Origin of the sequence: Rufibacter ruber (genome assembly GCF_014138425.1) — a bacterium.
Classification (GTDB): Bacteria; Bacteroidota; Bacteroidia; order Cytophagales; family Hymenobacteraceae; genus Nibribacter; species Nibribacter ruber_C.
Genome location: NZ_JACJIQ010000001.1, coordinates 29,788 through 56,463 on the forward strand (window position 1 = coordinate 29,788; position 26,676 = coordinate 56,463).

General features: G+C 51.3%; 21 protein-coding genes. 8 read left to right on the forward strand and 13 right to left on the reverse strand.

Features of this window, described 5'->3' with window-relative positions; genetic code table 11:
* The first annotated feature begins 220 nt into the window (after positions 1 to 220).
* Entirely contained in the window at positions 221 to 610 is a 390-nt protein-coding gene (locus tag FHS90_RS00125; RefSeq protein WP_066829593.1) for a hypothetical protein, read from the forward strand.
* 192 nt (positions 611 to 802) lie between these two features.
* Positions 803 to 1,486, forward strand: a complete 684-nt coding sequence (locus tag FHS90_RS00130; protein ID WP_182511121.1) for a hypothetical protein — start codon at positions 803 to 805, stop codon at positions 1,484 to 1,486.
* Between the two features lie 55 nt (positions 1,487 to 1,541).
* Here FHS90_RS00130 and FHS90_RS00135 read toward each other — a convergent pair whose 3' ends face one another.
* Complete coding sequence (locus FHS90_RS00135; protein WP_182511122.1) at positions 1,542 to 2,291, reverse strand: SIMPL domain-containing protein; 750 nt, start codon at positions 2,289 to 2,291, stop codon at positions 1,542 to 1,544.
* Positions 2,292 to 2,453: 162 nt separating this feature from the next.
* Here FHS90_RS00135 and FHS90_RS00140 point away from each other — a divergent pair, with 162 nt between their 5' ends.
* Entirely contained in the window at positions 2,454 to 2,894 is a 441-nt protein-coding gene (locus tag FHS90_RS00140) for a nuclear transport factor 2 family protein (RefSeq protein WP_182511123.1), read from the forward strand.
* Between the two features lie 78 nt (positions 2,895 to 2,972).
* Positions 2,973 to 3,368, forward strand: coding sequence for a hypothetical protein (locus tag FHS90_RS00145; RefSeq protein ID WP_182511124.1), 396 nt, complete (start codon positions 2,973 to 2,975; stop codon positions 3,366 to 3,368).
* A gap of 105 nt (positions 3,369 to 3,473) precedes the next feature.
* Here the strand turns inward: FHS90_RS00145 and bglX are convergent, their stop codons facing one another.
* From bglX to FHS90_RS00165, 4 genes are all read right to left on the reverse strand, one after another.
* Positions 3,474 to 5,735, reverse strand: a complete 2,262-nt coding sequence (gene bglX / locus FHS90_RS00150; protein WP_182511125.1) for a beta-glucosidase BglX — start codon at positions 5,733 to 5,735, stop codon at positions 3,474 to 3,476.
* A 126-nt stretch (positions 5,736 to 5,861) separates the two neighbouring features.
* Complete coding sequence (locus FHS90_RS00155; RefSeq protein ID WP_182511126.1) at positions 5,862 to 6,971, reverse strand: family 16 glycosylhydrolase; 1,110 nt, start codon at positions 6,969 to 6,971, stop codon at positions 5,862 to 5,864.
* 245 nt (positions 6,972 to 7,216) lie between these two features.
* Entirely contained in the window at positions 7,217 to 8,740 is a 1,524-nt protein-coding gene (locus FHS90_RS00160) for a RagB/SusD family nutrient uptake outer membrane protein (protein WP_182511127.1), read from the reverse strand.
* A gap of 11 nt (positions 8,741 to 8,751) precedes the next feature.
* Positions 8,752 to 11,847: a SusC/RagA family TonB-linked outer membrane protein gene (locus FHS90_RS00165; protein WP_343049527.1), complete on the reverse strand. Its 3,096-nt coding sequence runs from the start codon at positions 11,845 to 11,847 to the stop codon at positions 8,752 to 8,754.
* A gap of 326 nt (positions 11,848 to 12,173) precedes the next feature.
* Here FHS90_RS00165 and FHS90_RS00170 point away from each other — a divergent pair, with 326 nt between their 5' ends.
* On the forward strand, positions 12,174 to 14,972 hold the full coding sequence (locus FHS90_RS00170) for a triple tyrosine motif-containing protein (RefSeq protein ID WP_182511129.1): 2,799 nt from the start codon (positions 12,174 to 12,176) through the stop codon (positions 14,970 to 14,972).
* A gap of 270 nt (positions 14,973 to 15,242) precedes the next feature.
* Here the strand turns inward: FHS90_RS00170 and FHS90_RS00175 are convergent, their stop codons facing one another.
* The 6 genes from FHS90_RS00175 to FHS90_RS00200 all read right to left on the reverse strand — a co-directional run bounded on the left by FHS90_RS00175 (position 15,243) and on the right by FHS90_RS00200 (position 21,908).
* Positions 15,243 to 16,310, reverse strand: coding sequence for an NADH:flavin oxidoreductase/NADH oxidase (locus FHS90_RS00175; protein WP_182511130.1), 1,068 nt, complete (start codon positions 16,308 to 16,310; stop codon positions 15,243 to 15,245).
* A gap of 219 nt (positions 16,311 to 16,529) precedes the next feature.
* Positions 16,530 to 17,144 (reverse strand): peptide chain release factor H, encoded by a 615-nt coding sequence (gene prfH, locus FHS90_RS00180; protein ID WP_182511131.1) that lies wholly within the window; start codon positions 17,142 to 17,144, stop codon positions 16,530 to 16,532.
* A 2-nt stretch (positions 17,145 to 17,146) separates the two neighbouring features.
* Positions 17,147 to 18,553 (reverse strand): RtcB family protein, encoded by a 1,407-nt coding sequence (locus FHS90_RS00185; protein WP_182511132.1) that lies wholly within the window; start codon positions 18,551 to 18,553, stop codon positions 17,147 to 17,149.
* A gap of 793 nt (positions 18,554 to 19,346) precedes the next feature.
* Positions 19,347 to 19,814 (reverse strand): MaoC family dehydratase, encoded by a 468-nt coding sequence (locus FHS90_RS00190; protein WP_182511133.1) that lies wholly within the window; start codon positions 19,812 to 19,814, stop codon positions 19,347 to 19,349.
* Positions 19,815 to 19,948: 134 nt separating this feature from the next.
* The gene (locus FHS90_RS00195; RefSeq protein ID WP_066838334.1) at positions 19,949 to 20,944 is read right to left on the reverse strand and encodes an OmpA family protein; all 996 of its coding nucleotides are present in this window, start codon (positions 20,942 to 20,944) and stop codon (positions 19,949 to 19,951) included.
* A 253-nt stretch (positions 20,945 to 21,197) separates the two neighbouring features.
* Positions 21,198 to 21,908: an OmpA/MotB family protein gene (locus FHS90_RS00200; protein WP_153042833.1), complete on the reverse strand. Its 711-nt coding sequence runs from the start codon at positions 21,906 to 21,908 to the stop codon at positions 21,198 to 21,200.
* A gap of 691 nt (positions 21,909 to 22,599) precedes the next feature.
* Here FHS90_RS00200 and accD point away from each other — a divergent pair.
* From accD to FHS90_RS00215, 3 genes are all read left to right on the forward strand, one after another.
* The gene (gene accD, locus FHS90_RS00205; protein ID WP_066838395.1) at positions 22,600 to 23,493 is read left to right on the forward strand and encodes an acetyl-CoA carboxylase, carboxyltransferase subunit beta; all 894 of its coding nucleotides are present in this window, start codon (positions 22,600 to 22,602) and stop codon (positions 23,491 to 23,493) included.
* Positions 23,494 to 23,692: 199 nt separating this feature from the next.
* The gene (locus FHS90_RS00210; RefSeq protein ID WP_066838336.1) at positions 23,693 to 24,409 is read left to right on the forward strand and encodes a YiaD family glycine zipper/OmpA-like lipoprotein; all 717 of its coding nucleotides are present in this window, start codon (positions 23,693 to 23,695) and stop codon (positions 24,407 to 24,409) included.
* Between the two features lie 148 nt (positions 24,410 to 24,557).
* Entirely contained in the window at positions 24,558 to 25,106 is a 549-nt protein-coding gene (locus FHS90_RS00215) for a hypothetical protein (protein WP_182511134.1), read from the forward strand.
* A 62-nt stretch (positions 25,107 to 25,168) separates the two neighbouring features.
* Here FHS90_RS00215 and FHS90_RS00220 read toward each other — a convergent pair whose 3' ends face one another.
* Positions 25,169 to 25,810, reverse strand: coding sequence for a DUF2238 domain-containing protein (locus FHS90_RS00220; protein WP_182511135.1), 642 nt, complete (start codon positions 25,808 to 25,810; stop codon positions 25,169 to 25,171).
* A gap of 94 nt (positions 25,811 to 25,904) precedes the next feature.
* A complete protein-coding gene (locus FHS90_RS00225) occupies positions 25,905 to 26,630 on the reverse strand; it encodes an MBL fold metallo-hydrolase (protein WP_066838342.1) in 726 nt (241 codons plus the stop codon).
* Positions 26,631 to 26,676: the final 46 nt, after the last annotated feature.

A 26,676-nucleotide genomic window follows, 5' to 3' on the forward strand; every position in this document is an offset into this window, starting at 1 on the left:
GGGGAGTCGCGGGGAGTTCAGCTATGCGTGAGACCCACCCCTCCGAGGAGAGGAGTATCAGCAATGCGTGAACAGCCGGTGTCAACATCCCCCTTCGCCCCCTTCACAGGGGGAGTATCGGCATTTGTAATAGGGAGAGGGCTACCACAGAATAGAAGAAGCATTAAAACCTTCCCCCCAGATTCCAGTAAGAGAGAGAACTTACCAAACCCCAAACCACATGGCAACCGGAAAATCATTTGACGACGTATTTGATACCAAAGAGAAAAAGCTGGCCTTCTTCCAGAACCTGGTGCTGGTGGCCATAGCCGATAGAAACATTGAAGAGGAGGAGAGCGACTTCCTGGTCACCATTGGCCAGCAGCTCAACCTGTCAGAGGAAGACACCCGCGCCATTGGCGACAACGTGACCAACCTCACCTTCACCATCCCGGAAGAGGGGCTGCAGAAAACCCTGGAACTGCAGACGCTGGTGCAGATGATGATGCAGGACGGGCACATGGCCAGGCGGGAGTACAACCTGTGCCTGCACTACGCCAACCAGATTGGCTACGGCAAAGACGTGCTGCAAGACATGATTGACCAGTTCAGCAACGGGCAGGAAGCTTAACCCGTTTTCGGCCTGTTTTCCAGAAAACAGGCCGAAAACGCACGGCCCGTGTAACCAGGCGGGAGGCAATGCCTGCGGTACAACCTTCTAAAATACCATTACGTTCTTAGACATGCAGCCATCTATGGTTTTCAGAGTGGTAAAAATTCAATCTGTACGTTTAAACTACGAACTTGGAAAGGAGTAGGAACCATGGTATTAGCCAACTGCCGTGCCCAATTCACCGCCACCGATTTTGATTTTGTGGCGCGGGTCTTATCCCGCCAGGGCAGCCGTATCTCTCTCATAGAACTGCTCAGCGACCCCGAGTGCCGCGACGAGATGCTGGACAATGACGCCCTCACCCGGGCGCTTCTCTCCCGTGAAGGGCAGGTGCAGGTGTCGCAGCAGCTGTATTTCTACATCTTAGCCCGTACCGTGCTCAGGCGCCAGGGCATTGAAGACCGCGAACTGGCCGACTACATTGGCGCTTTGCTCCTGAAGTTCTCCAAAACCCAGCAACTGCAATCCCCCCATGAGAAGCTGCCGCACCAGTTCAATTATATTGTAGAGATGCTGGAGGCGCTGGCCACCGCCTCGGCCGCCGAAGCTTTTTTGATACGTGTTCACATAGGCAACTACGCCTTGTTCCTGTCTGGCATGTTCCATGCCTGGGTTGAACGGCGGCAGCAGCGCGGCGCGCCAGATTTCTCTTTCTATGAAGACATAGGCCGCACAAGCTTTAAGACTGCCGCCCACCACAAACTGGCCTATCAATTGGAACTGGCCCAGGTGTACCATCAACTCGCTGACGGTTTCAGGCCCGCCCGCCTGGCCTTGAATGAGCTGGCCCGGCGGGTCTGGAACCCAGATGCCGAGCCACCGGTGGCGTGGTAGCAGGATTTCTATTTTGGGGCTGTTTTCTTAAAAACAGCCCCAAAACAGAAATAAATTACTCCATTTCAAAGACCACGTGGCAGGTGCCCTTGAATCTGAGCAGTTCAGGGGTGATTTTAAAGCCTTCGCCGCCAAACCCCTTGCCGTACAAACCCATGTTCACTTCCTGCTGCGCGTACACCTCGCGGTCTTCAGTCTCCAGGGTACGGTAATTGGCTACCTCCAGCACCGCGCCTCTTTTGGCGTTGCTGGCCTGGCAAAGCTGGTCGGCGGCCTTGGTGGCATCTGCCAGGGCCAGCGCACTGGCTTCGCGGCGCAGGCTGTCTGCTTTGGTGTGCGAATAGCTGATGTTCTGGATCCGGTTGATTCTGAGGGTGAGCAGCTCCTCCATAAACGCCTCCAGCTTCTTGAGGTCAGAGATTTTAACCGTGATAGACTGGGCCGAGTTATACCCCAGAAACTTCTGCTTCCCGTTGGCATACTCATAGTCTTTGTTCGCAGAAATGCTGCTCACCCTAACGTCTTCTGGCGCGTTGGTGAATTTCTTGGCCAGCGCCATCGCCTCATTGGTCACCACCAGCACTTCTTTCACGGCGTCTTTCATGCGGTCTTTGGTGAAAGAAGACTCCACTGAGATCTCGGCATAATCTGGGTAAGCCGTCACGCTACCGTACCCCAGCACTTTCACCTGTTTTTTCTCAACTGCCGCCGGCGGATTGCACGCAGTTAAGAGGGGGATTGCCAGCAAATAAAGGACCGCCAAATTCATTTTTAAGCGGGAGAACGGAGAAGAGAAGACATTCATAGTGAATAAAATAACAGGTGTGCGTTATTGAAATGCTATATAGAAGAATTCTTATTGAAGCTAACTCTCTTTTTGGCAACTTTAGTATGTGCTGCTTTCGGCGATAGCCGAAGAATGATTATCTTGAAGTCCGCTGCCGGGGGTGGTTTTAAATTTCAGTGTATGAAAAGGTTCCTTTCTTTATGGGTTATCTGTTTTTTGGTGTTTCTGTTGCCCGCCCAGGCACAGTCAAAGCGAACCCAGGAAGAGAACAAAGTAGCCGCCGCCGTAGATCAGTTCAAAGCCGCTTTGATCTCTGGGGAAAGGGCCGCGCTGGAGGCCTTGGTGACCGATAAACTGAGCTACGGCCACTCCAGCGGTAAAATTGAGGACAAAACCACCTTCGTGGAGACCCTGGCCAGCGGGAAATCAGATTTTGTAACCGTTGACCTGACCAACCAGACCATTCAGGTTTCTGGCAAGACAGCCATTGTGCGGCACCAGCTCTCCGCCACCACCAATGACAGCGGAAACCCGGGCACGGTGAAACTGGGCGTGCTGCTGGTGTGGCAGAAGCAACGCGGACATTGGAAACTGCTGGCCCGGCAGGCGTATAAAATATAGGCGTTCTTTCTGTTTCTGGCCTGTTTTCCAGAAAACAGGCCGAAAACACAATGTCTAACCTGCCAGCGCCCTAACTGTATGCGGAGAACCTATCTTATTTACCTCAACCTGTTCTTTTTCCTACTTATCAGGTTGGTCTTTTCTGAGGACATTGCGGTTTCAGTGATTCCAGGTTGGCATACGGTCATTCTTCCGCCGTACGCTTTAGTAAGTGTTTTTGCGCACTTCTGGCTGTTGGTTTTGGCGGGGGCCTATTATTTTTTAGAGAGAAAAGGGAAGGTCTTGTCTTATAGGAATGTTTTCCTGCACTGTTTTCTAACCATCCCTTTGCTGCTGTATCTGCATGTGCCAATTGATATTTCTCATGCCTTACAGAACGTCTTTGCTGTACTGATCCTCTTGTTTTTGCTAGGCCAACTACTTTTATCGGGTTCATTTTTTCAGCTCAATCTAACAAGAAATCACAGCGCGTGATGTTAGAAGGGAAGAATCAAGGTATAGAAAACAATAACGCCAGCTAGTGCTGCTGGCGTTTTTGGCTTGTTTTCAGGAAAACAGCCCCAAAACAGGAAATTGTAATTACAGGGCTGTCAAGGTAAACGGCAACGTCTGCACATCCCGTGAATTTCCGCCCACCATTATTTTGAAATCACCGGGCTCCGCGCCAAATGTCATATCTTGGCGCCAGAAGGAGAGGTCTTCTTTGGTGAGGGTGAAGGTGATGGTTTTGGTTTCGCCGGGGGCGAAGGCCAGTTTCTGGAACTTCTTGAGCTGTTTCACGGGGCGGGCGGTGCTGCCCACCAGGTCCTGGATGTACAGCTGCACCACCTCTTCGCCGGCTACATTTCCGGCGTTGGTCACGTCTACGCTCACCACCAGCGGCTCATTACCTGAGATGCTGCTTTTGTTTAACCTGAGTTTGCCGTAGCTGAAATTGGTGTAGCTCAAGCCGTACCCAAAGGGGTAGAGCGGCGTGTTGGGCACATCGCGGTAGCGGGATTTGTACACGCGCTCGCTGCCGGGTTCAGAGTGGTCGCCCTCATACATACGGCCGGTGTTCTTGTAGTTGTAATACAGGGGCAGCTGCCCCACGTGGCGCGGGAAAGAAAGCGGCAGTTTGCCGGCCGGGTTGTACTCGCCGTATAGTACGCTGGCCGCTGCGTTTCCGGCTTCTGAACCCAAGGACCAGGTGGCCAGAATGGCCGGAATGTTCTGGTCTAGCCAGCTCAGTTCCAACGCGCGGCCGCTGCTCACCAAAGCTACTATGGGCTTGCCGGTTTTATGGATTTCCTTCACCAGATCTAATTGCACGCCGGGGAGACCAATGTCAGCGCGCGAGGCGCCTTCCCCGTTCATTACGGCACTTTCACCAATGGCCATGATGACCACATCTGCGTTACGGGCGGCGGCTACGGCCTCCTGGAAGAGGGAGGTGGAGTTGCTGTAGAGTTCACAGCCCTGGGCATATGTCACCTCAGCGCCTTTGGCGTACTTCCTGATTCCTTCCAGGAACGTGACCGGGTGCTGCTCCTCCCCGAAGAATGACCAGGTACCGTTCATGTCGGCCTTGTTGTTGGCCAGCGGACCAATCACCGCAATCTTCTTCACATTAGCGGTGAGCGGTAGCACGTTGCCCTGGTTCTTGAGCAGCACAATTGATTTGCGGGCCATGTCAAAGGCAGCGGCCAGATTCTCTTTGCTGCGTATCTCGTTTTTCTCCCGTTTGGTGCTGGAGTACAGGTAAGGGTTGTCAAACAGGCCCAGTTTGAACTTGAGCCACAGCACGCGGCGCACCGATTCGTTCAGGATTTTCTCGTCAAACTTACCGCTGCGCACCAGTTCAGGGATGAATTTCAGATAGGCTTCGCCCATCATGTCTACATCGGTACCGGCTTTCAGGGCCTGCTCGGCGGCTTGGGCGTGGTCTTTGGAGTAGCCGTGGTTCACCATTTCGGTGATGTTCTGCCAGTCTGAGATCACTGCGCCCTGAAAGCCCCATTCCTTGCGCAGAATCTGCTGCATGGTAAACATATTGCCCGTGGCCGGAATGCCATTCAACTCATTGAAGGCAGACATCAAGGTGGCAGAACCGGCGTCTAAGGCCGCCTTGAACGGCGGAAGGTACACATCGCGCAGCAGGTACTCAGACATGTCTGTGGTATTGTAATCACGCCCGGCTTCGGCGGCGCCGTAGGCCACAAAATGTTTCACGCAGGCCGCCATGGTGCGCGGGTCAGACAGGTCTTTGCCCTGAAAGCCTTTTACGCGGGCGGCGGCAATGAGAGAACCCAGATACGGGTCTTCCCCGGCGCCCTCGGCGGTGCGGCCCCAGCGCGAATCACGGGCAATGTCAACCATGGGCGCGAAGGTGAGGTTAATACCCCCCGCAGTTGATTCAATGGCGGCTACGCGCGAACCCATCTCAATGGCAGCCAGGTCCCAGCTGGCAGATTCGCCCAGCGGAATAGGGAACACTGTTTTAAAGCCGTGAATGATATCAGCCCCAATGAGTAAGGGAATTCCCAGTCGGGACTCCTTTACGGCAATTTTTTGTAGTTTACCAATATAGTCAGCGCCGTGAATGTTGAAGATGCCCGTGATGGAACCTTTCCTGATGGCCTCATTGAACCGGTCAGATTCTGAGGTGCGCACGGTGGGGCCGGTGTTAAAGAGGTCGCCTACCACAAAGTTGAGCTGTCCTACTTTTTCTTCCAGCGTCATCTTGGCCAAAAGGTCTTCTATGCGCTTTTCAGTAGGTACCTTCTGGTTCTTCTGCCCGAAGGAGGTAAAGGCGGTAAGATAACTTAGAAGCAAAAGGAGAGGGATTGCAGTCCTTTTCATAGGGAAAGAGTTAGTTGTGAGGCTGTACACACCCGCCCACACCGCCGTGCGGAGGGTAAGTTTCTTTGTCTCAGCTTAAGTGAATGAAATAATTTGAGGTGGGGAATCTGAAGATTCTAAACAGGTTTACTTGGTGGAAGAGCCAACGTTTTTAGGGGCAGAGGGACTACCCGCCGCTTGTTTTGAGGCTTTTACGTGTAAGGTCTTTTGGTACGTTTGGCCATTCAAGGTCATCTGCACCCGTACGGGTCCCGAGGCTTTTCCCCAGTTTACCTGTATTTCAGGCGTGCCTTGCCCTTTCACTATGGTTGCGCCAGCCGGAAGAACCCATTTATAAGAAGCATCTGTCACTTTACTGGCGGTGAAGGTGGCCTTCTTTGACATAGGGTTGAGCTGAGAAGGCCCAGAAAGAGATAACTCTTTAAAGTTCTGGTACACCCGTACGTAGTCTACCTCATATCTGGCTCTGGTCAGGGCCGGATCTACTCCGTTTTTCTTGCCGTCGGTTTCCAGAGACGCTTCGCTGCCCAGGTTTCCGCCAATGGCCAGATTGATGATGAGGAAGAAGTCATCCTTGAAAGGCCAGGTGCTGGCATCTTGAACCGCTGGCGCATAGGTGTAGAAAAGCTTGTCATCTACGTAAAACTTGATGTCCTGCTCGGTCCATTCCATGGCATACAGGTGAAAAGCCGAAGTGGCATCTGGTACCATGGTGGCGTCTAAATTGACCGTATTGCCGTGGCTGGCTGGGGTGTGCAGGACAGATTGTACCCGCCCCAGTTGTCTCCCCACATGTTCCATCACGTCAATTTCGCCGCAGGCTGGCCAGTCTTTGGTGGTAATGCTCTCCCCCAGCAACCAGAGGGCGGGCCACGTGCCTACTCCCGTTGGGAGTTTGGCTCTAAATTCAGCCCGGCCGTATGTAAAACCGTATTTCCCCTGGGTTTTCACGCGGGCGGAGGTCCATTTCCCGTCTTTTTTAAGCGCTTCAATCACCAGATGGCCATTCTCCTGCCGTACGTTCTCAGGGGCATTGGTGTAATGCTGCAGTTCCTGATTTCCCCAGCCGTTGTTCTTACTGCCCAGGTCATAGGTCCATTTAGTTGCATCCAAGGTTCCTTTCCCGTTGAACTCATCTGCCCATACCAGTTCATTGAAGCGCGGCGTCTGGGCCACGGCCACCCCACTGGACATGGCAAGCCCCAGGCAAAACGCCACGTAACGTTTAAATTTCATTTTATTTTAGTTTTGAAGTACCAGGCGGGAGGTGAACGCTTGTCTTACTGAAGGCCTCATTCCCCGTAGTTGGCTGAGTTGGGAATGCTTGATCCTTAATATACCCACACCTGTGGGTTTCAGTTAGTAGAGACTTCTACCTGCTTAGCCTTCTGTCTGTTGTTTCAATGTTGTTTGTCTTAGAAAAAGCAGTTTCTGCAGGAGCAGTAGCGTTACCCGCTGCTCCTGCAGAAACTGCTTTAGTATCAATAGCCAGGGTTTTGTGATAAACCAGCTATTCTGATGTCTGCCCCAGGAATAGGTAACAGGTTGTGCTTGTTGGCTTGATACCCTAAGGGTCCAAGTTCTTGGGTAGCCAGTCCCCAACGTACCAAGTCCTGATAGCGGAAGCCTTCAAAGGCAAGCTCCAGGTATCTTTCTCTCACTATGGCGTTGAAAAGATCAGTACCAGTTGGGAATATTTCAGGCAACTCAGATCTCTCCCTTACGTCATTTAGATATTCCTGCGCCTTGCCCGCATTTCCCGCGCGGTAGTATGCTTCTGCCGCCATTAATAAAACGTCTGCATACCGTATCATACGCCAGTTGGTACCATAGTTAAGTTCGGCGGCATCACCATCTGTGGTTGACGTTTGGGATAAATAGGTGCCGTACTTACGCTGAAAATAGCCCTCATACTCATAGGCGTTAGGGTTTGTCCAGTTGCCGCCTTTTGCTTTTAGTTCAGCTTCAGACATAACGGTCACCTCTCTTCTTTTTACATCACCGGCTGCGGTGAAAGCCTGGTACAGCTTTGCTTTGGGGGAGTTGAACCCCCAACCCCCTATGAGTGAATCAGAAGGGGCTTTCACATAGAAGTCACTTCTTGGCCCCATTAACTGCAGGTGAATGTTACTTTCTGGTCTACTGTCCCAGGGAAAGTTGCCCCAGTTGTATCTCTCTATAGAGGAGAAGGAAATTTCAAATAAGGATTCTTTCCCAAACTCACCTTTTTTAGAGAATACTATTCCAACAGAAGATTCCAGACCATATTCCTTAGAAGATATCACATTTTCAAACTGTGTAGCGGCATCATTCCATTTTTCCTGGAACAGGAATACTTTCCCAAGTAAGGCTTGTGCCGTTCCCTTAGACGCCCTGAACTTGTCTGCGGCAGAATAACCGCTTTTAAGGGGCAGGTCGGTAATGGCTTCCTGTAAATCTTTCTCAATTTGAGCATAGACTTCGGCTTTGGGGGCGCGGGGAGTGCTGGTCCATTGCTCCGCCGGTACCTCATCTAACACCAGGGGTACGTCTCCCCAAAGCGTTACCAATTCAAAATAATTAAAGGCTCTTAAGAATTTAGCTTCGGCAATAAGCCTTTTGCGTAAAGCATTTTCAGGTGGAACGTTCTTGACTACTTTGTTGGCTCTGAAAACGGCACGGTACGTGAGATCCCACGCTGCCTTTACGGCCGCATTTTCACTGTCAAAGTTGAAATCATCTAAGGTTTGGTAGGCCGGCTGGTCACCTGAACCGCTGCCGGCGGCATTGCTTTCATCTGAGGGCATTAGCTTTACCATGTAAATACTGCTCCATGCGGTATTATAATGGGCCTGCATGATGTCATAGATGGCGGTAGTGGCCTGTAGCGCATCTGAGTCTGTTTTATAAAACCCTTCTTCAGATAACTTTCCTGGAACCGGTTGTTCTAGAAAGTCTTCACAGCCAGTAGCTCCGGTTAAGAGGGTAAAACTTAACAGCGCGCATTTTATATAATTCTTTGTCATGAGGATTCTACTTAGAAGTTGAAGTTTAGACCAAACATTGCCAATCTGGGTACAGGGTAGGTACCACGGTCAATGCCTAAGCTGTTGGCATTGTTACTGCCCGCCTCTGGGTCCAGGCCTGGGTAGTCTGTGAAAGTGAAGTAGTTGTCAAGCGAAACATAGACTCTGGCATTCTTGATCTTTAATCTGCTGGTTACAGTGCTTGGTAATGTATAGCCAACCTGTAATTGGCGTAAGCGTGCATAAGAGCCATCAAAAACCATTAGATCGCTGTTGTAGATTTTATCATTGTCAGTGTTTGCTCTGAACCAGGTTTGGGTGCTGCCTTCTCCGGTCCAGCGGTCTTCAAAGAAGAAAGCCGGTTTGTTGGCGGTAGGGCGGTCAACGCGGTTAAAGCCCATCAGGATCTCATTGCCAAATTGCCCTTGTAAGAAGGCAAGTAGGTCAAAACCTTTATAAGCAAGGTTGACACGAACACCAAATACCATATCTGGATGAGGGCTACCTATCATTGTATGATCTGCCGGTGAGATTTGGTTGTCACCGTTTACGTCAACCACCCTAGGGTCGCCGGGTACCGGAACATAGCCTTTCAGACCACCTGCCAGATATTCATCAACTTGCTGCTTGTTTTGTAAGATGCCATCTGTTTTATAGCCGCGCAGATACCAGATGGGGTATCCCTCCTGAAACACCGTTGCATTGTAGCCGGTGCCAATACCTGCGCCCGGGATTTCCTTTACAAGCGGATTCAGATAGGTGACTTTGTTTTTAACTGTTGTTAAGTTACCCGCAATTTCATACTGGAAGGCCTTTTGGCCATCGCTGCGGTAAGCTAACTCAAATTCCCACCCTCTGTTGCGTACATTTCCGCCATTGACGTCTCCCGCAGGGTTGCCGGCAAAACCTGGTGCCTGACCTGGGGTTAGCAATCCTTTGGTTTCTTTATTGTAATAATCAACTGTAAAAGACACTCGGTTGTTGAACAAGCCTACATCAAGACCAAAGTCCAGCTGCTCACTTGTTTCCCACATTAGGTTGCGGTTTGAGATAATGTCTGGTGAAGCAGCTACTAAATAGTTGCCAGCAGCATCTAAATATTTCCCAGACGGTGTAATGGCCGCAAACCATTGGCCAGGATTTACAGCAGATGTAGAACCATTTTGTCCCCAGCTAGAGCGGAGCTTCAGGTGATTGATTTTAGTGTCTGGAAAGAAATCTTCATTAGAAACTACCCAGCCTAAAGACACTGAAGGATAATTACCCCATTTTTTCCCAGCTGCAAATCTAGATGAACCGTCTCTTCTGAAAGAGGCATTCAAGAGGTACTTACCATCGTAGTCATAAGAGACTCTACCAAAGAAAGAGCCTAAAGTACTGACTGATGTATTGCTTCCAATTTTATCATTATCATCTGGCGTGCCTTCTGCATAAGAGAAATCATCACTCTCCCTGAACAGACCTGCATAACTCCCTCCAACAAAATTCCATGTGCTTTTGATGGCAGAGGTACCTGCCAATACCGTGAAGTTGTGCTGCCCTATGTTTTTAGTGTAGGTAGCAAAGTTTTCCCACTGCCAGGTAAACCAGTTGTTTTGGTTGTCAGAGCCACTTGCTACAGTATTTTTACTTTCGCTAGAGTACCAGAAAGTAGGGGTCCAGGCGTGGTCCTTTTGAAAAGCACCATCAATACCAAAACGTGAGGTGAATTTCAAGCCTGCAATTGGCTCCACATCAGCATAGATGTTTCCAACAAATTTATTTTGAACAGAGTTACCATGAGTAGAGGCAATCCTAGCTAAAGGGTTGCCATATTCTCCCCTGATAAAATTAGAGAGGCCGTAGTAGTTACCGTTAGCATCCCGCACCAAAGGGTGGCCTTCATCTATGGCAGCTTGTACGTGGGCGGGTAAAGCACCTGTGTAAATGACGGGCGTAATAGGGTCTAGGGAAAGAGCGCTGGTTACCAGACCGCCAAACTCATCATTCTCAGCCAACGCACTTCTGTTAAAGTTTGAATAAGAAAAACGCTCCCCAATGTTGAGCCAGGACTTGATCTTGTGGTCTGTGTTTACTCTAAAGGTATATCGTTCAAACTGTGACTTGTCACCGCCAATTACCCCTTCCTGGGTGAAATAGCTGCCGCCTACCAGAATGCTGGACTTTTCTGTGCCTCCGCTAAAGTTGATAGTGTGGCGTTGCTGTGGAGCGGTTTGGAAAACTTCATCAAACCAGTCAGTGCCTTCTCCTACGCCAGCTATATCAGCAACCGTAGGTCTGCCATTTGCCTTTGCTTCTTCCAGGTATTGCTGGTATTGTGGCGCAGTCATCATAGGCATTAGCTTACCTACTGACTGTACCCCATACTGAAAGCTGTAGTTGATGTCTGAGGAGTTGGTTTTACCTGTCTTGGTAGTAATGATTACTACCCCGTTCGCGCCTTCAGATCCATAAATGGCGGCAGAAGCCGCATCTTTGAGAACCTCAATTGAGGCTATTTCTGAAGGGTCCAGATACTCAATTCCGCCGGTTCTCACCCCGTCTACTATATAAAGGGGCTCTGAAGATTTGTTTGATCCTGTGCCCCGTACTCTAATGCGCATGCCGCTACCAGGTGAGCCAGAAGCTGGTAAAACAGTCACGCCAGCGGTACGCCCTTGCAAAGCCTGATCAATCCTGCTGGAGGAAACGGTGGCTATCTCTTCAGCTTTTACAGAAGAAATAGCGCCGGTCACCAGGCTCTTTTGTTGCGTACCGTACCCAATAACCACTACTTCCTCTAAAGCTCTCTGGTCTTCCTGTAAAGAGACATTGATAGTGGTTCGCCCGTTAATAGGGATCTCCTGCTGTGTAAAACCAATGTAGCTAACGACTAACGTTGTGGCATTGGCAGGAGCTTGTATTTGGAAATTGCCGTTCACATCTGATGATGCTCCAACAGTGGTCCCCTTTACAATTATGCTCACACCTGGCAAAGGCTCAGAACCTTTAGCCGAGGTCACCCTGCCTGAAATTGTAGTCTGGGCAAATGCAACTCCACAGAAATGCAGGAGTAGAAAAATGAGTAGTTTTTGCTTCATAGATTGAATTTTTGTTAAGTGGTGCATGGTTTTGTGGGAGCCAAATACGGATTTGTTAATTCAATCTCCTAAAAAACCAATACATCAATACTACATCAGCCCTGCTGTGGTACTACATCAGTACTACTACAAAGACAGTGAAAGAGCGTCTGGTAGGCTTTAAATGATGTTTTTATAAAAAATTATCTTTAAAATCACTTTTTATCAAATACGTCACTACATTTAAGATAGAAAATAGCAATGTCATATTTAAGATGGTAGTGAAGAGACAATTTTATTACTCTGTTTTAGCCCTCTGTTGCCTGCTTTGCACTACTACGCTTCAAGCGCAGCACTACTTCTTTGGTAACCCCGTGATCAGAAACTTTAAGCCGGAAGAGTTCAAAGGAGGAATCCAGAGTTGGGGAATTGTGCAGGATGATAGAGAGATTCTCTACGTTGCCAACAACTTTGGGCTACTTGAATTTGACGGGGCAACCTGGCATCTGTATCCTGTGAAAACTGGTACTAAGGTTAGGTCTGTACATGTAGGGCGTGAAGGGCGGGTCTATATAGGCAGCCAGGGCGATTTTGGATATTTTATGCCCAATAAGGCGGGGGAGCTTAGCTACCATTCGTTGGCTGACAGCCTCCCGGGCAACTACCGCAATTTTGATGAGGTATGGCGCATCTATGAGCAGGCTGGCCATATCTATTTTTTTACGGTCAAGTATATCTACCAATACACCCCAGGTAAGCCTGTGCAGGTAATCAGTACAAGGCTGCCGCAGGAGTTTTCTTTTCAGGTAAATAAAAACATTTATACACAGGCCTGGGGGAAAGGCCTCTATCAATTAGAAAATAACAAGCTGAAGCTTTTGCCCGGAGGTGATTTTTTTGCTCAGAAGAAAATTGCCTCTGTCTTGCCCTTTGATAAGAATCACCTGCTGATTCTGACCATTAGGCAAGGTATATATCTCTATGATGGGCAGCAGGTGCGCCCTTTTGCGGTAGAAGATGAAGAGTTCTTTCAAGACATGATCATCAACCAGGCCATTCTTCTTAGAGACGGCAACGTTGCTTTGGGTACGCAAAACAAAGGGTTGATTATAATGGACAACCGGGGCAAGGTCATTCTCACTTCCTCTGTACGGGATGGTCTGCTTGATAATACAATCCACACCCTTTACCAGGACACCCAGGACAACGTTTGGCTGGGATTGAACAACGGGTTGTCAATGGTAGAGCTGAGTTCTCCCTTTAGCAGACTAGATAGAACCTTAGGGCTCTCTGGAACGGGGTATGCCGCCTTGCAGCAAGGGAATCAGCTGTTTCTGGGTACTAACAGTGGCTTGTATGTCTCAGATCTCAATACACCTAAAAAGAGTTTCAAACCTATACCTAACAGTACAGGCCAGGTTTACCATTTAAACCAAATAAACGGGCAAGTGCTCATGGCCCACCATAATGGGCCGTTTGTGATCCAGAATAACATAGCCAGGTTGATCTATCCGCAAGGCGGGGCCTGGGATTTTGTAGCGGTCCCCAATCAACCAGACAAGCTCATCTTTGGGTCTTACGTTGGAATCAACTTATTATCTTCTTCGCCAGAAGGGTTACAGTTTTTGCAGCAGTTTAAAGGGCTGGAGGAGTCTTCACGTGTCTTGGAGTTTGACAAAGACGGGGAGCTGTGGATGGCACACGGCTATAAAGGACTTTTCCGTATCAAATTTGATGCAGACCTGCAGAAGATCTCCTCGGTGCAATTCTATAACTCTAAGAGCGGTTTCCCCTCAGATCAACTCATCAATATGGAAGAAATTAACAACGAGTTGATTTTTCCAGCCCTGCGCGGGATATACAGGTTCAACAAGGCAAAGAATAAGTTTGAACTAGATAAAGCTTATTCTGCTTTGTTCGGCCCAGAGGAACATGTAGTGGAGATGGAGCAGGATATTCATGGCAGTATCTATTTCATATCTAATGAAAGGGTAGGTAAAATAACTTTTGACAAATTTGGGAAACCAAGTATTGAAGATAAGCTCTTTAAAAATATTAAAGAGCAACTGAATGATGACCTGAGCTACATACAAGTTCTTGACCTCAACAATGTAATATTTGGAGCCAAAGACGGGTTTATTCATTACAACGCTGCCAAAACTAAACGTTTAGCCCCGTATTATACCCGCCTGGCACATGTGATAAGTACCTCTGCTGAGGAAGACTCTCTGTTGCTGACAGGCAGAAAGTTAGACATGGCCACTGATACTGAGCTTCCGTTTGCGTTGAACTCACTCAGGTTTGTGTACGCTGCCTCTTATTTTGAACAATTTGAGAAAACCCAGTACCAGTATTATCTGGAAAACTTTGATACAGGCTGGTCCGGGTGGACCAACAAAACCGAAAAAGAGTACACCAACCTGCCAGAGGGCACCTATATCTTTAGAGTAAGGGCTAAGAACATGTATGATACGGTGAGTGAGGCGAAGCCTTTCAAGTTTACCGTCAAGCCTCCCTTCTACCGTAGCCCCTTCGCTTTTACCATTTATACTTTGTTGGGAGTAGTGGTGGTGGGGTCAGTATTCTTTCAGGTAGACAGAAGGTTTAAGAAAGAGAAGCGGCGGTTGATTCTGGACAAGGAGCGCAAGTTGGGGCAAAAGGAAATGGAGATCAGGGAAATCACAAACCAAAGTGAACAGGAAATTGACCGTCTGCGTGATGAGAAGCTACAGGCCGAGATAGACCATAAAAACCGGGAGCTCACCTATTCAACGTTGCACCTGATCAACAAGAACGAGTTGCTCAACAGCGTGAAGCTGGAGCTGCAGAGCATGCTCAAAAACGGAGGGTCTGCCGCGCCGCAGGAGGAGCTGAAAAAGATCATCAGGAGCATTGACCAGAACATTATCAGTGAGGTAGACTGGAAACAGTTTGAAGTGCATTTTAACCATGTGCACGGTGATTTCATTCACCGCCTGCAGGACCAGTTCCCCAGCCTCACGCCGCAGGAAATTAAACTCAGTACTTATCTTCGGCTTAACCTCACAACCAAAGACATTGCCCAGCTGCTGAACATCTCAGTGCGCGGGGTAGAGATTAGCCGCTACCGTCTGCGCAAACGCCTGAACCTTGACCGGGCAGATAATCTCACTGATTTTATGCTCAAATTCTAGAAGCTGTCTCATAACCGCGATAACACCAATGTGCCTTTTCTGTTTTCGGCCTGTTTTCACAAAAACAGGCCGAAAACAGAAACTGGTGTAAAGAGCAGCTACCGCCTTGCTTCTGCCACGCACTGCAGATTTTCGGCACAGTAAATGCAGTGGCCTTTGTTGCGGGGCAAGCACGTGAAACCTCCTTCCTCTAAAACAAAAACGCCAGCTAGTGCAGCTGGCGTTTTTGGCTTGTTTTTGAGAAAACAGCCCCAAAACAGAAAGAGAGTCTTACCGTTTGGCCCGCTCATACTGCACCGGCCAGGCCACGTCTACGCCCAGAGCCTTGGCGGCGTGCAGCGGAAAGTGCGGGTCACGCAGGAACTCCCGGGCAATGAGCACCAGATCGGCTTTGCCCGAAGCAATGATTTCCTCGGCCTGCCCGGGCTGGGTGATGATGCCCACGGCGCCGGTTAAGATATGGGCTTCTTTCCTGATCTGCTCGGCAAAGGGCACCTGGTAATTCGGCCCGGCCGGAATCTGGGCGGTGGGCACATTCCCGCCGGTGGAGGTGTCAATCAGGTCTACCCCCTGGGCCTTCAGGCGCCTGACCAGTTCCACAGAATCTCCTACGGTCCAGCCGCCTTGGGTCCAGTCAGTGGCTGAGAGGCGCACCAGCAGCGGAAGATGCGGCGGCCATACTTCCTGCACGCTTTGCACTACCTCCAGCAGCAGCCTGATGCGGTTGTCAAAGGAGCCGCCGTACTGGTCTGTGCGGTGGTTGCTGAGCGGGGAGTAGAACTGGTGCAGCAGGTAGCCGTGGGCGGCGTGAATCTCCACCACCTGAAAACCGGCCTCTAAAGAGCGCGCGGCGGCGGCCCTGAAATCATCTTTCACTTTTTGAATTCCTGCCTCGTCTAAGGCCTGGGGCGTGATGCCGCCTTCCTGAAACGCCAGGGCGCTGGGGGCTACCGTGGTCCAGGCACCTTCCTCCCCGGGATGCAGGGCGGTGCCGCCTTTCCACGGGGAACGGTGGCTGGCTTTACGGCCGGCGTGGGCCAGCTGGATGCCGGGCACGGCCCCCTGGCTTTTCAGAAAAGAGACAATGCGTTTGAGTTCCGGCAGGTGATCTTCTTTCCAGATCCCCAGATCGTCTGGGGTGATGCGCGCCTCAGGCGAAACCCCGGTAGCCTCCAGTAGAATTAAACCAGCCCCGCCCACGGCCTTGCTGCCCAGGTGCACCAGATGCCAGTCATTGGCAAAACCGTCCTGGCTGGAGTACTGGCACATGGGCGAAACGGCAATTCTGTTTTTAAAGGTGACGTCTTTTATCTGGAGCGGGCTGAATAATTGGCTCATGGTCATGAATTGGTTTTAATGTACATACTCTCTACCGCGGGCAGAGGTTGGTCTGGGCAGGGAAAACCTGTTTTTGGCCTGTTTTCACAAAAACAGGCCAAAAACAGCAACAGTAGTGCAAAGTCATAGCACCAGGGGCATTAGGGAAGAATAACTGGCGCGCCCAAAGTGAAAAGGCAGCAGGGGAACCGCTGGCAGATTCCCGCTGCTGCCCTAGGGTTATAAGCGGGCAGTAAAGGTTCGCACGGCGTTGCCCCTGGCCAAAGCCTGGTGCTGCTGCCATTGCTCTTTGGCCAGCTGGGCGGCTTGTTGTACCTGCCAGGCGCGTAGTTTCTCCTGCAGCCGCTGCCGCGCTTCGGCCTTGTTCTGGTGCTGCGACCGCCGCTCTGAGGCAACCACCGTCACGCCAGACGGCACGTGCCGGGCCCGCACCGCCGACTCTGTCTTATTCACGTGCTGGCCGCCGGGACCACTGGCCCGCATGCTTTCATATACCACGTCCTGCTCGTTCCAGGCCAATGCCTGCAGGGCATTCACCGCCTGCACGCCCACAAACCAGTTTTTGCGCTTGTGGTACCTCCGGAAGGGGCTTTGCGCCACCCACTGCACCGTTCCCACCCACCTGGCCAGAAAACTGGAGACTTGGGTGCCGCTCACCAAAATAAGGGTAGACAGGAGCGTGCCGGGCAAATGACCCAATACTGACTCCAGCACCTCTGCGTGCAACTGTTGGGCGCGGGCTTCTTTCAAAAACAGTTCCTGCACCTTGGCCACTACCCGTTCACATTCCTCTGGCCCTTGGCCCGAGGTAATCTGGATGATTTGTTCCTGCATGGCTATTCTTTGTTCATGCGAACTACCTTGGGCAAAAACCTGCCGTGCACCTCTACCAGTTGCTTCTGCGCCTGCATCACCGCCTCAATGTCTTTGTAGGCCAGCGTGTGCTCTTCAGGGCTGCCGCCCAAAAGGGTGACTCCGGCGGCAGAGAGCGTTTTCTTCAGGTCAGACATGGTGAAGCTTTGCTTGGCGCGGCCCCGGGAAAGTCTCCTGCCGGCCCCGTGCGAAGCTGAGAACAAAGAATCGGCGCAGCCTTTGCCGCTCACCAGATAGCCCGCTGTGGTCATGCTGCCAGGAATAATGCCCAGCTCCCCGGTATGCGCGGGCGTGGCGCCTTTGCGGTGAATGATAACCCCGCGCCCGTCTGGCAGCGTGTCTTGCCACGCGAAGTTGTGGTGGTTCTCCACCTTGGCCACCGGTTTCTCACCCAGCGCTTTTGCCAGGTTCAGGTGAATGCGGTCATGGCAGGCGCGGGCGTAGTCTCCGGCCAGGTTCATGCTGAGCCAGTATTCCTGCCCCGCCTCAGAGTCCAGGGATAGCCACGCCAGTGCCTGCGCCTCTCTGGGCAGCTTGCAGACTTCCAGGGCCAGCTGGGTGTAGTGTTTGGCCACCGCCGCACCCATGCCGCGTGAGCTGGAGTGCGATAGCAGCGCCAGGTAATTCCCCGCCGGGAGCCCCAGTTGGTTCTGCCCGTACAGCTCCAGCAACCCGAACTCTACAAAGTGGTTTCCGCTGCCTGAGGAGCCCAGTTGCTTCACCGCTTTGCCGTGTAGTTTCCTGAGCAGAGGCGTTAATTGGAAATCTGGGCTGTCCAGCACCTCGTGTTCCTGCATAAATTCCAGCCCCCCGGTTATCCCAAAGTGGGTGAATTCCTTCAGGGCCTGCTTGAGCTGGTACGTGTGCGTGAGCAGGTATTTCTCTGGCAGGTCAAACACTGACAAGGCCATTCTACAGCCAATGTCTACGCCCACCGCGTACGGCACCACCGCCTTGTCAACGGCCAGCACGCCGCCAATGGGCAGCCCGAAGCCCGCGTGCGCGTCTGGCATGAGCGCGCCCTGCACCGCCACCGGAAGCCGCATGGCCAGCTCCATCTGTTTTTTGGTGCTACCTTCTATTTCATGGCCGCCATACACTTTGGTAAACCCGGCCTTCGGCCGAAGGCCATGCACCTCAAAGGCTTTACTCTCTTTTGGCGGGCACAGCTTTAGCGCCAGCGGGGCCAGGGCCAGATGCTCTAAAAACGTTTCCGGCTGCTGCAGTACCTCCTGCAGCAGCGCCAGCACTTCTTCTTTGGAGGAATGTTTGAAATGACGGGCCGCCAAATTCATGGCCAGGCCGCGCGCCACATCACTTCGGTACCCGATCTTACTCAGGTCTTTTGATCTAATTGATTGTTTGCCCATGGGCTTCTTTCTATTCTTTTATGCTTCAACTTTTTAAAGGGAGCAGCATCTCTTTGGTACTGCTCTGGTAAAAGCTGACCGATTTCTGAAATCTGGCCAGTGGAAGGATAATAGGAGACCATCATAGGGGTAAAAATTTAAAGGTGAAAAACAGGTGCCCGGCAACAGGCAGAGCATTAGGTGCGTTTCTGGCCTGTTTTTCTGAAAACAGCTCCAAAACGCAAAGCAGAGTACTACCGGGTGTGGCCGTCTGTCAGGCAATAGCATTCATGGCTACAGAGGGAACGGCTGCTTATCTGGGCAAACCACAGCTAGAAATTCTGGGGAAAGGAAGGAGCCGACCCACCTGAATAAAAGTCAAAAACCTGAAACGGTGGGGTAGAGAAGACGCTTTTGACTTAGAAAATTCTAATTGAGACAAGGGTACAGCAAAGCAATAGCCTTCACGGCTTCCGGTTCACCAGAGAAAATGGATAATAAGGAGATGCCTTGCTTTTCTAAGCAAGAAGCGAAAGGGGCGATATGTGGTGTAGCGCTAACATGGCTAGTCCTCCTGTGCCTAAATGGTAGACGGTTAGGGAGTTGTACGGGGCAAAGCTAAGGGGATTATTCGGGACGGGCAAAAAAAAGTTGCATGGCTGAGGAAATCAACGGTTAAAATTGCTCTGAAAGCTTGATAGCGGGAATTTAGTAAGTGCGTTTTTGGCCTGTTTTCATAAAAACAGGCCAAAAACAGGAAACCCGGAGATGCTATACCATCTTCGGGTTTCCTGTAGGATAGAATATAATTTGATTACCCGTTGAAGTGGTACAGGAAGGTGATGACCCCGGTAAAGGCGGGCTTGCGGCTGTCTTTGATTTCCATGGTTACTTCCAGCTGGGCTTTGATCACGCCGCGCAGGTCTTTGGCGCTCAGTAGTTTCACCCGCAGGCGCACATCACTGTTCACCACCACGGCCTGGTTGAACCGAAGGCTCTCTATCTCATAGTTCACCTGCATCTTGAGGTTCTCAATGCTAATGATCTGGCCCCAGAGGTACGGCAACAAAGAAACCGTGAGGTAGCCGTGGGCAATGGTATTCCCAAACGGCGATTCGGTCTGGGCCCGCTCTGCGTCCAGGTGAATCCACTGGTGGTCCAGGGTGGCGTCTGCAAACAGGCTGATCTGCTCCTGCGTGATGGTGTGGTACTCTGAAACGCCAATCTCCTGGCCTTCATACGCCTGCAGATCAGCATAACTTTTAATAATTACTTTGCTCATGGTGGTATAGTGGTTGGGGTTTGAAAAACGCCGGCTGGGAGAGCCGGCGTTTTTTACGTGTTTTCCTGAAAACAAGCCCAAAACAGCAACATTAGGCGCTCAGGTAAGAAGCTGCTGTTTCTGCTGGCAGTGTCTTAGTTGGCCTCCAGAATCTGGAACAGCTCATCTAGCTTAGGCGTGAGAATGATCTCAGTGCGGCGGTTTTTCTGGCGGGCCTCAGCGGTTTTGGCGGGATCTAACGGCACGTTGTCGGCGCGGCCGGAAGGGGTGATTTTGGTTCGGCCCAGGCCGGCATTGGTTAAGATGCGGGTAATCTCAGTGGCGCGCAAAACGCTCAAATCCCAGTTGTCTTGCAGGCCGGCGGTGCCGCGCGCAATGGGCACGTCATCTGTGTGGCCTTCTACCACCACGTTCACGTCTTCCTGGTCTTTGAGGGCAACGGCCAGTTTACGCAGCGCATCCTGGCCTTTGGCGTCTACCTTGGTGCTGCCAGACTTGAACAGCAGCTGCTCAGACAGAGATACATACACTTTGCCGTTGCGCACGTCTACGCTCAGGTCTTTGCTGTTGAAGCCCAACAGGGCGTTGCTCACCTTCGCCCGAAGGGCGTTCACGGCTTTGTCTTTTTCTGCCAGAATACGCTCCAGCTCATTGAGGCGCTCTTCACGGGCTTTGAGATCTGCGCTCAGCTGGTCTAGCTGGGAGCGGTTCTTGGTGAGAGACTCGCTGAGCTTTTTCAACTCATCATCTCGGCGGGCCAGGTCTTTAGAAAGCTTAGATGACTCCAGCGCACTGTTTGCCATGAGTTTGTCATGGTTCTTGATGAGCTTGTCATACGTGTTGCTGAGGTCGCCGTAGAGGTTCTGGGTTTTGCGCAGGGTGCTGCCCAGTAACGCCGTGTCTGCCGCCAGCTGGGAGCGGTACTCGGTCAGGTCGGCCACCTGTTTGCTGAGGTCGGTGCGTTCTTTGTTTGATTTGGAAAGGTTGCTCTGGCAGTCTGCCTTTTCTTTTTCCAGGCGTACCTTCTGGGCCAGCAGGGCATTGTATTTCTTGGTGGTGGTGCAGGAGCCCAGGAGGCCGGTGGTGAGGAGCACCACACTCGCATACTGCAGCAAGGGTTTCTTTAACATGACAGAACTTTGTTTGAATGGGTATAGATTTATGGGTGTGGGCAGGTGTTGGCGTTCTACACAAGCACCTGCAGCCGTACTTCCGGGTGTAGTATTGGTAGGTATGCAAAGATAATTGTACTGGTTCCTTACGCAAGGCCAGTCTGCTGTTTTAGGGCTGTTTTTCTGAAAACAGCCCTAAAACAGCAGAAGCCGAGAGGAGTCTCGGCTTCTGTGAAAGGACAGGTTCTGTTGCGGGTTGCCCCCAGCAGAATTAGTTGTTCTGGAGCAACTGCAGGATTTTCTCAAAGTTAGGCGCCAGGATGATCTCTGTACGGCGGTTGCTCTGACGGGCCTCCGGGGTGCGGGTCATGGCTACCGGGGTGAACTGGCCGCGGCCGGCGGGAACCACCATCTGCGGCGGCACCCCGTTGTTGATCAACAGGCGGGTTACCTCAGTGGCACGCAGCACGCTCAGGTCCCAGTTGTCTTTGTAGGTTACATTGTCAGCGGCTACGGCTACGTCATCTGTGTGGCCCTCTACCATGATTTCGGTATCACGCTGTGATTTGATAGCGTTGGCCAGTTTGCCCAGGGCAGATTGCCCAATAGGGTTCACTTTGGTGCTACCGGTGGCAAACAGCAGTTTCTCCGGCATGGTCACATATACTTTTCCGTCTTTAATGTTCACGGTCAGGCCCTGCTCCTGAAAACCGGCCAGGGCGCTGTTGACAGAGGCTTTCAGTTCGTTCAGGATTCTTTCTTTCTGGGCAATCTGCTGTTGGTACTGCGCCAGTTTTGCATCGCGGTCGCGCAAGTCAGCGTTGGCTTGCTCTAGGCTACGCTGGGCGGCAGCTTTTTCTTGCTCCAGCGCGTTTTTGCTTGCTTCCAGCTCTTTGTATTTCTTTGAAGAGACACAAGAACCCAGTACAGAGACTCCCAATACTAAGGCTAGGGCGGAAGAGGCGAAACGTGTTTTGATCATAGTGGTAGTTAAGTATAAAGGGTTTGTTGTTTAAAGGAATTCAGGCGAATTACCTGCACTCACCGGTGACAAAGACCTGCAATGGTAACGCCTGCAAATAAAGAATAATTATACCATAGATGCCAAAATTACATAATTTATGTTACAACTTGCTGATTTATAAAGGTATAAAAAGCAGTTTATTTGGGTTTGAAATCAGGGGAAAGCCTCTTTTAAGGGTGGGTTAATATTTGGTATTGAAAGGAGTATTGCGCATTAATTCAGGGGTTATTGAATTATTCTAATTATGGGGAATAAGGTGGCGCGTAATTCCCCAACACGCAGGGTGGTAGTTGTATCTAGCAGTTGAGGGAGGGGAGACCCTTGCTTTGCCCTTCGGCTGCGCAGCTGCCCAATTCATTACCTGGGCCCGCGTTAAGAGTTTACGCGGCCACCGTTGCTGCTGCGTTAGAAGATGTACGATGGGCAAGAGTGGGGCAAGGCGGAAAGGAGCGGGGGAATCTTCCTGGTACAGGGCAAATGCTAAACTTTTACAGAAAGAACGGGTACACCCACTAGAAAAGAGAAGGAGCCGTTGATTCTTCGTACGGGCGTTAGGGAGCTATCTTTTCTTTTTTATCTTTGCAAGCTTGTTTATGAACCGCACGTGGTTTCATCCCCAGAAGGCCTCATGGTTGAAAAAGAATACAGTATGTCTTGGTTTAGAAGAGTAGAAAAAGGAATTGTTACCCCTACGGAGCAAAAGAAGGAAACCCCAGACGGGTTATGGCATAAATGTACCTGCTGTAAAACGGTTATCAGCAAGGCGGAGCACCGCCAGAACCTGTATACCTGCCCCAGCTGCAGCTTTCATGACCGGGTGAACTCGCATGAGTATTTTGAAATCCTGTTTGACGGGAACGAGTTCAAAGAGATGGATGAGAACATGAGTTCATCTGACCCGCTCAACTTTGTAGACACCAAAGCGTACCCAGACCGCATTAGGGAAACCCAGCGCAAAACCCAACTGAAAGACGCCCTGCGCTCTGCCCATGGCAAGATCAACGGCCTTGACCTGGTGGTGGCGTGTATGGACTTCAACTTCATTGGCGGCTCTATGGGCTCAGTGGTGGGTGAGAAGATTGCCCGTGCCATTGACTACAGCCGCGCCCACAGAATACCGTTCCTCATGATCTCCAAATCAGGGGGCGCACGTATGATGGAGGCTGGTTTCTCGCTCATGCAGATGGCCAAAACCTCTGCCAAACTTGCCCTGCTGGCTGAAGAGAAAATCCCGTATATCTCCCTGCTCACAGACCCCACCACCGGGGGGGTGACCGCCTCTTACGCCATGCTGGGCGATTTCAATATCTCTGAGCCCGGTGCGCTCATTGGGTTTGCCGGCCCGCGCGTGATCAAGGAGACCATTGGCAAGGACTTGCCCAAAGGCTTCCAGAGCGCCGAGTTTGTGCTGGAGCACGGGTTCTTAGACTTTATTGTGCACCGCAAAGAACTGAAAGACCGTCTTACCAACCTTATTTCTATGCTGGCCCCAGCGGCCGGGCAGGAGCAGAACACACCTGCCGCCAAAGCCGGTCTGGCCTAATTTTACGTTTTGATTTACCCCGGGTGCGGGCTCTCCAGAGAAAAGAAATGGAGGGCCCGCACTTTTTATTTTTTTGGCACGATTATTACAGATAACAATATAGATTTGCGGCTATATCTGAACATTTTGTGCTGGAATCAGTATGTAACTGCGATGCAAACCCTTTTTAACCACTTTTAATTAACCAAAACACAAGACTATGAAATTTCTGAAAGGATCATTAACCGCCTTATTAGCAGGAAGCTTGATTTTCTCTTCTTGCCAAACTAGCCAGACAGGATCAACCAGCAATACCGGTACCCAAAATAAAGGCATGAGCAAAACCGCCAAAGGCGGCATTATTGGAGCCGGTGGTGGCGCCGTGGTAGGCGGTATCATTGGTAAAATGGCCGGCAACACTGCTGCTGGCGCCATTATTGGGGCAGCGGTAGGGGGTACCACCGGCGCGGTGATTGGCCGCCGTATGGACAAGCAGGCAGAGGAGCTGGAGCGTGAAATGAAAAATGCCCAGGTAGAGCGTGTAGGCGAGGGGATCAAAGTAACATTTGACGCCGGCTTGTTGTTCGCCACCAACTCTGCAGAATTGCAGGCTTCTTCTAGGGCTGATATCCAGAAACTGGCTGAGACCCTGAAAAAATACCCGGGCACCAACGTGTTGATTGAAGGCCACGCAGACAACACGGGTACAGACGCCATCAACCAGCCGCTTTCTGAGCGCAGAGCGCAGGCAGTGGCCAACTACGCACAATCTTTGGGCGTAGAGGCCAGCCGTATGCAAACCCGCGGGTACGGTTCTACCCAGCCGGTGGCTGATAACTCAACCGCTGCCGGTCGTCAGCAGAACCGCCGGGTAGAAGTGGCCATCTTCGCCAGCGAAGAGCTGAAAAAAGCTGCTGAGCGTGGTGAGATCAAATAAAGTACACGCAGTACAAATGAAAGAAGGCTTGCCAGCAATGGCAAGCCTTCTTTTTTTGCCCAAGAACCTGTGAACCCCTGCGTGTCCTGTACGTTTTAGGCTTATTTAACTGGGAATTTCTATGGAGAACTGGCAGAGCGGAGTGTGTATGGCAGTAGTCCTTCTGGTGCTGGGCTGCGAGCGCGTAAAAGACAAAGAGTCTCTGGCTGAGCTACCGGTGGCCTCTAAAGGAGATACCCTGGTGTTGGCGCAGGACACTGCCCAACCGGCGCCCCTTATAGCAGATAGGGTAGAGACAGACAGGGGGGCGGCGGGTGAGGCAGAGCGAATGGGTGAACGTGAGGCAGCGGCAGAAACCTCATCTTCCGGCGCAGGCGTTGCCCCCGTCTCCTCAGCAGAAACAAAGTCTGTGAAGCCCGTAAACAGGGTGGCGGTGAAAAAGAGATACACCAAGCCCAGCCCCAAAGACGTGCAGCTGGCGTTACGCAGAGACGCCCGCCTAACCGGCAGCATGGGTCTGGAAGGGGTGAAGCAATACTGGCTCAAGCGCCAGCATTATTACAGAAAGGCCGTAGGTGAGGTGAAATATGTTTCCGGTCACACCAAAATCAACATCAACCAGGAAGAGACAAAAATAGAGACGGCCAGAGGCAAAGTGAAGATAGAAGGCAATGACATTAAAGTCAAACCGGACTAAGCAATGATAGCAGTCTGTTTTTGGCCTGTTTTCAGAAAAGCAGCTCAAAAACAGAAAGTTGTTTACCGGTGAGGGTTCTTTTTTCTGGTCAGACCCACGGCCAGCATGGTAAGGGCTGCGCCGAAGGCAGCCAGGGCAATGTCTTTCTGGGCATCCCAGACATCGCCCTGCGTTCCTAAATACGCCATGCCCTGGGCGGGGAAGAAGATATCAGCCACAGACCATTCAATGAGTTCATAGACCGCCCCAAAACTAATGGCAAAGTCAACGGGCAGAAGGTAGGTGAACAGCGGCCGCATGCGGGTCACCCGCCACAGCACCTCGTGCATGGGGTAAGACAGCAGAAACCCAAACCCGAAGTGCACCAGCCGGTCATAATGGTTGCGCTGCAGGTCCAGCTCGTCTTTCACCCAGTACCCAAAGGGGTTTTCGGCATAAGTGTACTGGCTCCCGTACACGTGCAGCATCATAAAGAGAAAAAGGCAGGTGTAGCTGAAATCAGAGAACTGGAAATGTTTGTAAAACGCCACCAGCAGAATAATGGCAGTAAACGTGAGGGTGTTCTCCAGCCACCAGTTGTTCAGGTCTGGGGTGTTGAAGCCGGTGTAGGCCCAGTACAGGGCAAATACCAGAGAGTAGGCAATCAGTAAAAGGTTCTTCTTGTAGTGGGTGCGTTCCTGGTCTGGCGCGAAGGAAAAACTCATGCGATTCTGCTGTTATTGGTGCAAGATAGCAGATGCGGTGAAATCTTTACCGTGCCCGGAGAGACCATGCCCGCTTTTATTTACCAAGGGCCGGCTATGACAGGCGTGCAGTTTCCTCTACCAGCCCCGGCAGCATAAGGGAAGGCTGCTGCTGCACAAGCGGGAATGGATTGTCTTCAGGGCTCTTGCCCGGGTTGCAGTGGTAGCCAAACAACTCATAGCCGTTGGCCAGCGGAATCAGGCGTTTGTAGTAGGTATGGGCGCTGTTCGCCTCGTCAAAGGTGATGTCCTGGAAAACCGTGGTGGGCTTGGGGGGCATGCCGCGCAGGTACGCGTAAAAGGCTTCGGGCTGGCCCATGTCCCCAGAATAGGCAATACGCTGGCCGTTCTCCTCAAAGATGTAGGCATAGGTCTGCAGGTTGTCGGCATGCTGCCCAAAGGTGTCAACGGCGGTGATGCCGGGCAGCTCTGAAAGCGGCACAAAATCTACATACTTCTCTGGTTTCTGCAGCTGCAGGCGCAGAAACTCATAGATCTCATCTCTGAAATCATCATCTGGGTACAGAATAGCGGGCCGGCAGTTGGTGTTGAAGAAATGGCAGTGCAGCAGGATGTTGGCCAGGCTGCCGGTGTGGTCATTGTGCAGGTGCGTCAATAAGATGTATTGAATACCCCGGGTCAGCTGGTTGGCCCGTAAAACCGGGTACACCGTAAACCCGCAGTCCAGCAGAATGGTGTGGGTTTTGAATTCGACCAAGGCGGCAGAGTTGCCAAACTCAATGTCAAAGGCGCCACCAGTCCCTAAAAACGTAAATTTCATGCTATACCTACCGCGTTAAGTTTTGTGCCACCTGCCTTTTACGTAA

Coding starts and splice junctions, on each gene's coding strand:
- FHS90_RS00165 (WP_343049527.1), bottom strand. CDS start 11,847: ATGCACCACTTAACAAAAATTCAATCTATGAAGCAAAAACTACTCATT.
- FHS90_RS00155 (WP_182511126.1), bottom strand. CDS start 6,971: ATGAAATTTAAACGTTACGTGGCGTTTTGCCTGGGGCTTGCCATGTCC.
- FHS90_RS00130 (WP_182511121.1), top strand. CDS start 803: ATGGTATTAGCCAACTGCCGTGCCCAATTCACCGCCACCGATTTTGAT.
- FHS90_RS00185 (WP_182511132.1), bottom strand. CDS start 18,553: ATGGGCAAACAATCAATTAGATCAAAAGACCTGAGTAAGATCGGGTAC.
- accD (WP_066838395.1), top strand. CDS start 22,600: ATGTCTTGGTTTAGAAGAGTAGAAAAAGGAATTGTTACCCCTACGGAG.
- FHS90_RS00125 (WP_066829593.1), top strand. CDS start 221: ATGGCAACCGGAAAATCATTTGACGACGTATTTGATACCAAAGAGAAA.
- prfH (WP_182511131.1), bottom strand. CDS start 17,144: ATGCAGGAACAAATCATCCAGATTACCTCGGGCCAAGGGCCAGAGGAA.
- FHS90_RS00145 (WP_182511124.1), top strand. CDS start 2,973: ATGCGGAGAACCTATCTTATTTACCTCAACCTGTTCTTTTTCCTACTT.
- FHS90_RS00215 (WP_182511134.1), top strand. CDS start 24,558: ATGGCAGTAGTCCTTCTGGTGCTGGGCTGCGAGCGCGTAAAAGACAAA.
- FHS90_RS00175 (WP_182511130.1), bottom strand. CDS start 16,310: ATGAGCCAATTATTCAGCCCGCTCCAGATAAAAGACGTCACCTTTAAA.
- bglX (WP_182511125.1), bottom strand. CDS start 5,735: ATGAAAAGGACTGCAATCCCTCTCCTTTTGCTTCTAAGTTATCTTACC.
- FHS90_RS00225 (WP_066838342.1), bottom strand. CDS start 26,630: ATGAAATTTACGTTTTTAGGGACTGGTGGCGCCTTTGACATTGAGTTT.
- FHS90_RS00220 (WP_182511135.1), bottom strand. CDS start 25,810: ATGAGTTTTTCCTTCGCGCCAGACCAGGAACGCACCCACTACAAGAAG.
- FHS90_RS00190 (WP_182511133.1), bottom strand. CDS start 19,814: ATGAGCAAAGTAATTATTAAAAGTTATGCTGATCTGCAGGCGTATGAA.
- FHS90_RS00160 (WP_182511127.1), bottom strand. CDS start 8,740: ATGACAAAGAATTATATAAAATGCGCGCTGTTAAGTTTTACCCTCTTA.
- FHS90_RS00195 (WP_066838334.1), bottom strand. CDS start 20,944: ATGTTAAAGAAACCCTTGCTGCAGTATGCGAGTGTGGTGCTCCTCACC.
- FHS90_RS00210 (WP_066838336.1), top strand. CDS start 23,693: ATGAAATTTCTGAAAGGATCATTAACCGCCTTATTAGCAGGAAGCTTG.
- FHS90_RS00135 (WP_182511122.1), bottom strand. CDS start 2,291: ATGAATGTCTTCTCTTCTCCGTTCTCCCGCTTAAAAATGAATTTGGCG.
- FHS90_RS00140 (WP_182511123.1), top strand. CDS start 2,454: ATGAAAAGGTTCCTTTCTTTATGGGTTATCTGTTTTTTGGTGTTTCTG.
- FHS90_RS00200 (WP_153042833.1), bottom strand. CDS start 21,908: ATGATCAAAACACGTTTCGCCTCTTCCGCCCTAGCCTTAGTATTGGGA.